Origin of the sequence: Agathobaculum butyriciproducens (genome assembly GCA_003096535.1) — a bacterium.
GTDB classification, from domain to species: domain Bacteria; phylum Bacillota; class Clostridia; order Oscillospirales; family Butyricicoccaceae; genus Agathobaculum; species Agathobaculum butyriciproducens.
The window spans coordinates 1-5,087 of sequence record QEKJ01000036.1 but is presented as its reverse complement, the minus strand read 5'-3'; the positions used below and the strand labels follow the sequence as shown (position 1 = coordinate 5,087).

General features: G+C 49.8%; 9 protein-coding genes. All 9 read left to right on the top strand.

Going from position 1 to position 5,087, the window contains the following annotated elements:
* Positions 1–243: 243 nt before the first annotated feature.
* The gene (locus C7386_RS13870) at positions 244–369 is read left to right on the top strand and encodes a hypothetical protein (RefSeq protein WP_279221050.1); all 126 of its coding nucleotides are present in this window, start codon (positions 244–246) and stop codon (positions 367–369) included.
* Between the two features lie 136 nt (positions 370–505).
* Entirely contained in the window at positions 506–874 is a 369-nt protein-coding gene (locus tag C7386_RS12900) for a hypothetical protein (RefSeq protein ID WP_116705707.1), read from the top strand.
* 13 nt (positions 875–887) lie between these two features.
* Positions 888–1,403: a hypothetical protein gene (locus tag C7386_RS12895; protein ID WP_116705706.1), complete on the top strand. Its 516-nt coding sequence runs from the start codon at positions 888–890 to the stop codon at positions 1,401–1,403.
* A gap of 78 nt (positions 1,404–1,481) precedes the next feature.
* Positions 1,482–1,793, top strand: coding sequence for a hypothetical protein (locus tag C7386_RS12890; RefSeq protein ID WP_116705705.1), 312 nt, complete (start codon positions 1,482–1,484; stop codon positions 1,791–1,793).
* Between the two features lie 17 nt (positions 1,794–1,810).
* The gene (locus tag C7386_RS12885; protein WP_116705704.1) at positions 1,811–2,815 is read left to right on the top strand and encodes an AcrVA2 family anti-CRISPR protein; all 1,005 of its coding nucleotides are present in this window, start codon (positions 1,811–1,813) and stop codon (positions 2,813–2,815) included.
* Positions 2,816–3,243: 428 nt separating this feature from the next.
* Positions 3,244–3,516: a hypothetical protein gene (locus tag C7386_RS12880; RefSeq protein ID WP_116705703.1), complete on the top strand. Its 273-nt coding sequence runs from the start codon at positions 3,244–3,246 to the stop codon at positions 3,514–3,516.
* Entirely contained in the window at positions 3,485–4,477 is a 993-nt protein-coding gene (locus tag C7386_RS12875) for a DUF3991 and toprim domain-containing protein (RefSeq protein WP_158581288.1), read from the top strand. The genes C7386_RS12880 and C7386_RS12875 overlap by 32 nt, the downstream gene beginning before the upstream one ends.
* 107 nt (positions 4,478–4,584) lie before the next feature.
* Complete coding sequence (locus tag C7386_RS12870) at positions 4,585–4,893, top strand: plasmid mobilization protein (protein ID WP_116705701.1); 309 nt, start codon at positions 4,585–4,587, stop codon at positions 4,891–4,893.
* On the top strand, positions 4,893–5,087 hold a 195-nt coding region (locus C7386_RS13635; RefSeq protein ID WP_207655877.1), incomplete at its 3' end, for a hypothetical protein. The genes C7386_RS12870 and C7386_RS13635, both read left to right, overlap by 1 nt.

The window sequence follows — 5,087 nt, the reverse complement described above, 5'->3', positions numbered from 1 at the left end:
CCAGTCTAATCGACGAGCTAATTCGGCATTGGATAGATCGCAGTATGCGAGCGCCTGCTTTACGATTTGTTTTGTTGTCATAATATTACCCCCTTACAATGAAGTATAAACCAAAAAGTATAAAATGTCAATATTTTAGTTTATAAATATCAACTAAAGGGTTGACAAAATCAACTAAATGGTTTATACTATACTTGTAAGGTAAGGAGGGTAACACCTCTGATAGAAAGGAAGTGAGGTAGCGTGGACGAAATGAACACGGCTGAACTCAATCAGTATCTCGAAAATATCGCTAAACTGATTGAACTCAGCGCCAAAGACCCGGAAACAGCGGCAAAAATCGTTCGTGACAGCAAGGTCAAGGCGTAAATGAAGGCTTGCGGTAACAGCCAAGCCAAATGCTACACCGCAAGCCTAAAGCGTAATCAGGAGTAGACGGAAACCTTACTCCAACTACTCCTTGATTATAGCTGAACCATGTACAAAAATCAAGGGAGGAAACAAAATGAATGAGGAAATGAGAGCGCTGCGAATGAGCGGCAAAGCCGCCAATCCCAAGCGTGTCACCCGAGAGGAAATCTTTGAGCAGCTTACGAAGAACGCAAGCGCTGAGTTTGAGGACTACGGTGTTGACTACTACATCCATATTGGCGATGATGGCACTTTCTACCGGTGCTTCGATGCGGCAGATGCAACTTTTACCGCGACCATCACTCCGGCTGACTACGATCTCACCTCCGAAGAATGGGCGGAGAAATCTCCGGAATACTTTTATGACCGCGAAACGCTGGACAACACTGCGTTTGCCGAAGTGGTTGACAATCTCACCGAGCAGGTCAACGCTTATCTCGCTGAAGTGGACGATGAGGATTAAGGAGGAAAACGATATGACCAAGCAGGAAATCGCTGAAATGATCGCAAAATACGCCATCACGGATAACCGTGATGGTCGTATCAAGATCAGCAACACCAAGATCGTGACGGATGCGATCTACAAGCAGATCATCAGCGTTAAGCCGGAGATTTTGGCGTACTTTGCTGATGAGCGCGCCGAGTATCAGCGCCGCCGCCAGACGTTTGAAGAAATCCCCGGTGTTAAGGAGCTGCGCGCCGCCCGTGCCGAGAGGGAAGCATGGCGCACCAAGATGCGGCGTGCTATGGAGCGTGGAACGTGTCGTTATCCGACAGCTCCGAAGTCTGACGAAGTTGCTATTGCAGAAAAGTATCCCGCTGCTAAGTTTGCCTTAATGGTCGAGGAGCAGCGTTACGGCTCTAACGCCGAGTTGGCATCTATCGCGGCCAAGGCGTATGATGCACTGAGCAACGGTGAGCCGTGGGAGCAGGTCAAGGCCGCATACGACGCAGACAATAAGGCGTTCGTTGAGCGCCACTTGTGGGATTGATACAAGACAGATCGGGTATATCAGAGGGAGCTGCCGCTCCCTCTGATATGAACAGAAACTACAAGGAGGGTATCCGCTATGAAACTTCAGTTTTTCTCTTTAACTCCGTCAGTGCCCGGCGTGCAAATGCTGCGGCTGAAAGACGGTGTATACAGCCGCGTTCCGCTGTTGCCGGGTGCGCCTGTTGAGGTACGCCGCAAGGTGCTTTGCGAAGATGCAGGAGCACCGGTTTCGCAAGTGTGGGCACGAGCGCTGGATAAGGAATTGTATCCGATGCTGATTACCAGTCATCACATCGGCGTACTGGAATTTGCGATCCCGGCTGATGCTGATTATTACACCGAAGCCGAAGTACAGGCCATCGACACGCAGCGCGTACAGCGTGCATAAAGAAAGAGGAAAATCATATGTTGACTGAGCAAAACACTCCATTGCCGCTGGTGCGGCAATGGAGCAACCTTATTCCGCATTGCTGGGAGGATTTAGACGAGCTGGCCGATAAAACCCGTGCAACGCAGCCCTCTAATATGGCTGCGGATGCGGAACTGTATGCAGCTATGAGCATTGTACAGGCACACGCTGTAAATGGTGCTCTGCCCGTGGAGATCTCGCACGCATCGTTCGAGCTTTTCTGCTGTGCGCTTTGGCGGCGCAACAAGGTCGTGTACACCTTTGATGATACGCTGGCCGCAGAGCTTGTACAGCAGGCCGACGAGTGGGACGATAGTGATAATCTGCCGATCGAGGTACTGCTGCATCCGCCGTACCGCTGTGCTTTTATCTCCTGTCCCGGTATCATTGACCCGGAGATTATCGGTTTCTTTCCGTTCATCGTGAGAGATATGGATAAAGGCACACCTGTCTTTTATGTCTGCGCAGTACACAAAACTTTCAGTACCTTGACTATGCCGCTGCACCTCAATGGCCTGACGGTTGGCGATTGCATCAATGCAACGACCAAAGCGGCAAACCGAGCAAAACACCCGGACGGCTATGAGGTAAATTTAGACCGCACCACTATTTTGCGATACCTGAATTTGTACTTATATATCTGCGCCGCTAATGCGGATATAGCATCGACACCGGCGCAGACATACCGCCCACGTTCGGCTGCCGCACCGATCCGCGACAGGTTCCGCGAGGTGCAGTCATATGATACCGGTCTGGCAATCGGCTCGGCCTTGCGCCGAGCGCAGGCCGAGGAGAAAAACACCAAAGCACAGCAGCGCGGCACTGCTCATCGGCGCAGCGGCCACATTCGCACGCACACTCGTCGCGGACACTGGCACCACTTTTGGACTGGCAGTAAGTCCAAGCCGGAAAGCCGCAAAGTCGTTCTGCGCTGGCTGCATCCGATGCTGGTCGGTCGCAACGATGAACCGGACACAACCACGGTTCACCCAGTCCAATAATCAACTTTACGATTTTCTCGAAAACGGCTCTAAGTGGTCAAAAAAGTTCAAAATCAATATTTCAAAGGTCGAAGCAATTCGACCTTTTTTCTATGCTCTCAAGTCGAATTTTATCAGACACTATGTTTAGTAAGTCTGAAATTTTGTAAACAAATTGTGAACAATCATCGAAAAAGTGTTACAACCCCCCCTCTATATGAGTATAGTAGAGGCTTTTATTTTAAGGTGCTATTTCCGATAACCGAAATTCATAACTTTTTTGCACTTTTACAAAATCCTCTGCTGTACCTTGATAACCGAACAGCATGGGTGCGCTCCTGTGAAGCAAGCGCCGGAAGTTGAAATCCGTTAGGATAAAGGGAAGATAACAGCGAGTGTCAGCGGCTCAATACTGACGCATGAGAAAACAAAGAAAGGAGGGATTGTATATGGCAAGTACCAGTGAACAGATCAAACGCATAGAAACTGATATTTTGAAAGTGCAGACCAAAATCAAAGCGTATCAGGAGAAGCTCTCGCAGCTTACCGAGAAGCGCAAACAGTTGCAGGAACGCGCTCTGCTTGAAAAGATCAGTGAGATTGCACCAACCTATGACGATGCGCAGACGCTGCTTGACCTGTTAGCAGCAGAGCGCCCGTCAGCAGATACTAAGGACGGAGGAAATGCGCATGACAACGAACGCGAACCGCCGCGTGACTGACGAGCAGATCGAACGCGCACGCAGCATTGACCTTGTGCAGTTCTTGCAGCAGTATGAGCCGCCCGGAGAGCTGAAACGTATTGGTCAGTCATGGACACTGAAATCTCATGACAGTATGCGTATCTCAGCAGATGGTCGATGGAACTGGTTCTCACAGAACAAGGGCGGCGGCGATGCAATCGGCTTTCTTCAAGCCGTTCATGGCATGAGTTTTCAGGATGCAGTGCGCACACTGGCCGGTGAGGATTTTAAGACGATCCCCGCCACGCAGGCAGAGCACAAAGCAAAGCCGCCTGAGCGCACAGCATTCGCCCTGCCGCCAAAGAATAACGGCAACCGTCGCGTGTTTGCATACCTGCATCGGTCGCGCGGCATTGCGGCAGAGATCATCAATCACTGTATCAAGAATAATCTGCTGTATGAGGACGCGCAGCATCACAATGCTGTGTTCGTTGGCAAGGACGAAAACGGCACTGCGAAGTACGCTTTCCTGCGTGGTACGCTCACCGGTTCACACTTCCGTCAAGAAGCAACCGGCAGTGATAAAAGTTACGGATTTTTTCTACGCGGCAGCGGTAAAACCTTGTTTGTTTGCGAAGCTGCGATTGATGCGCTTTCCATTGCAACGCTGCGAAAGTTTGAGGGTCTGGATTGGAAGAAAGACAACTATCTTGCGCTCGGCGGTGTGACAGCATCGGAGAGCAAACTGCCTGCTGCACTGGAGCGAACGCTCAATACTTTTTCTTTTAAGCGGGTCGTTCTTTGCTTCGATAACGACGCAGCCGGACAGACCGCAGCGCGCAGAATTTTTACGATGCTGCGTCAGCGGTTTCCGGAAAATCTTGAAGTGCGAACCTGTGTTCCCAAAGTGAAAGATTTCAACGATCAGCTTTGTGTTAAACTGCAAAACGGAAAAAAATCACCCTCGCGCGGGACGCGCGAGAGCACTTTATCGCGCTAAAGGTTAGAACTTTCGCAAGCATAGGTTTTTGGGTACCCAAAAACCGGCTTGTTAAGGGGATACCCCCTAATACCCCCAAGCGACCATAGAACAAGGAATTGTTAAAAATGAGAAAGCGAGTACACCAAATTAAGTTCCGTTTGGACGATGATGAACTTATGCTGCTCCGGCGAAAATTGCGTGAAAGCAATTTGTCGATGGCTGAGTATTTTCGCAGATTACTGGTATATGGCGAAATCAAAATCTATCCAAATGCGTTTGTTGCAGACCTGCAAAAACAGGTCAAAGGTGTTGGTCGAAATATCAATCAGATCACGCGCCTTGCACACATTTCCGGCAAGGTATCGCTTGAAACTTTGCGTCAAATTTCCGCAGCACAGGAGAAGATCGAGCAGCAGCTGGAGAGGTTGAACTAATGGCGGTTTTGCAAATTCATGTCATCCGGGCAACGGGTGGACGAAACCAATTAAATGACCGCATCAAGTATATAATGAACCCGGAGAAAACGGCGTGCCAAGGTTTTCACAGTTTCTTCGGAATTAAGGACACGCTGACTTCCGGTTTCACTTGCGCGTGCGATGAAGCCTATCAGCAGATGATGGAAACCAAG

Bases quoted from the DNA above. Each gene is read 5' to 3' on its own strand.
- C7386_RS12885 (WP_116705704.1), top strand. From the start codon at position 1,811: ATGTTGACTGAGCAAAACACTCCATTGCCGCTGGTGCGGCAATGGAGC.
- C7386_RS12895 (WP_116705706.1), top strand. From the start codon at position 888: ATGACCAAGCAGGAAATCGCTGAAATGATCGCAAAATACGCCATCACG.
- C7386_RS12900 (WP_116705707.1), top strand. From the start codon at position 506: ATGAATGAGGAAATGAGAGCGCTGCGAATGAGCGGCAAAGCCGCCAAT.
- C7386_RS12890 (WP_116705705.1), top strand. From the start codon at position 1,482: ATGAAACTTCAGTTTTTCTCTTTAACTCCGTCAGTGCCCGGCGTGCAA.
- C7386_RS12880 (WP_116705703.1), top strand. From the start codon at position 3,244: ATGGCAAGTACCAGTGAACAGATCAAACGCATAGAAACTGATATTTTG.
- C7386_RS12875 (WP_158581288.1), top strand. From the start codon at position 3,485: ATGACAACGAACGCGAACCGCCGCGTGACTGACGAGCAGATCGAACGC.
- C7386_RS12870 (WP_116705701.1), top strand. From the start codon at position 4,585: ATGAGAAAGCGAGTACACCAAATTAAGTTCCGTTTGGACGATGATGAA.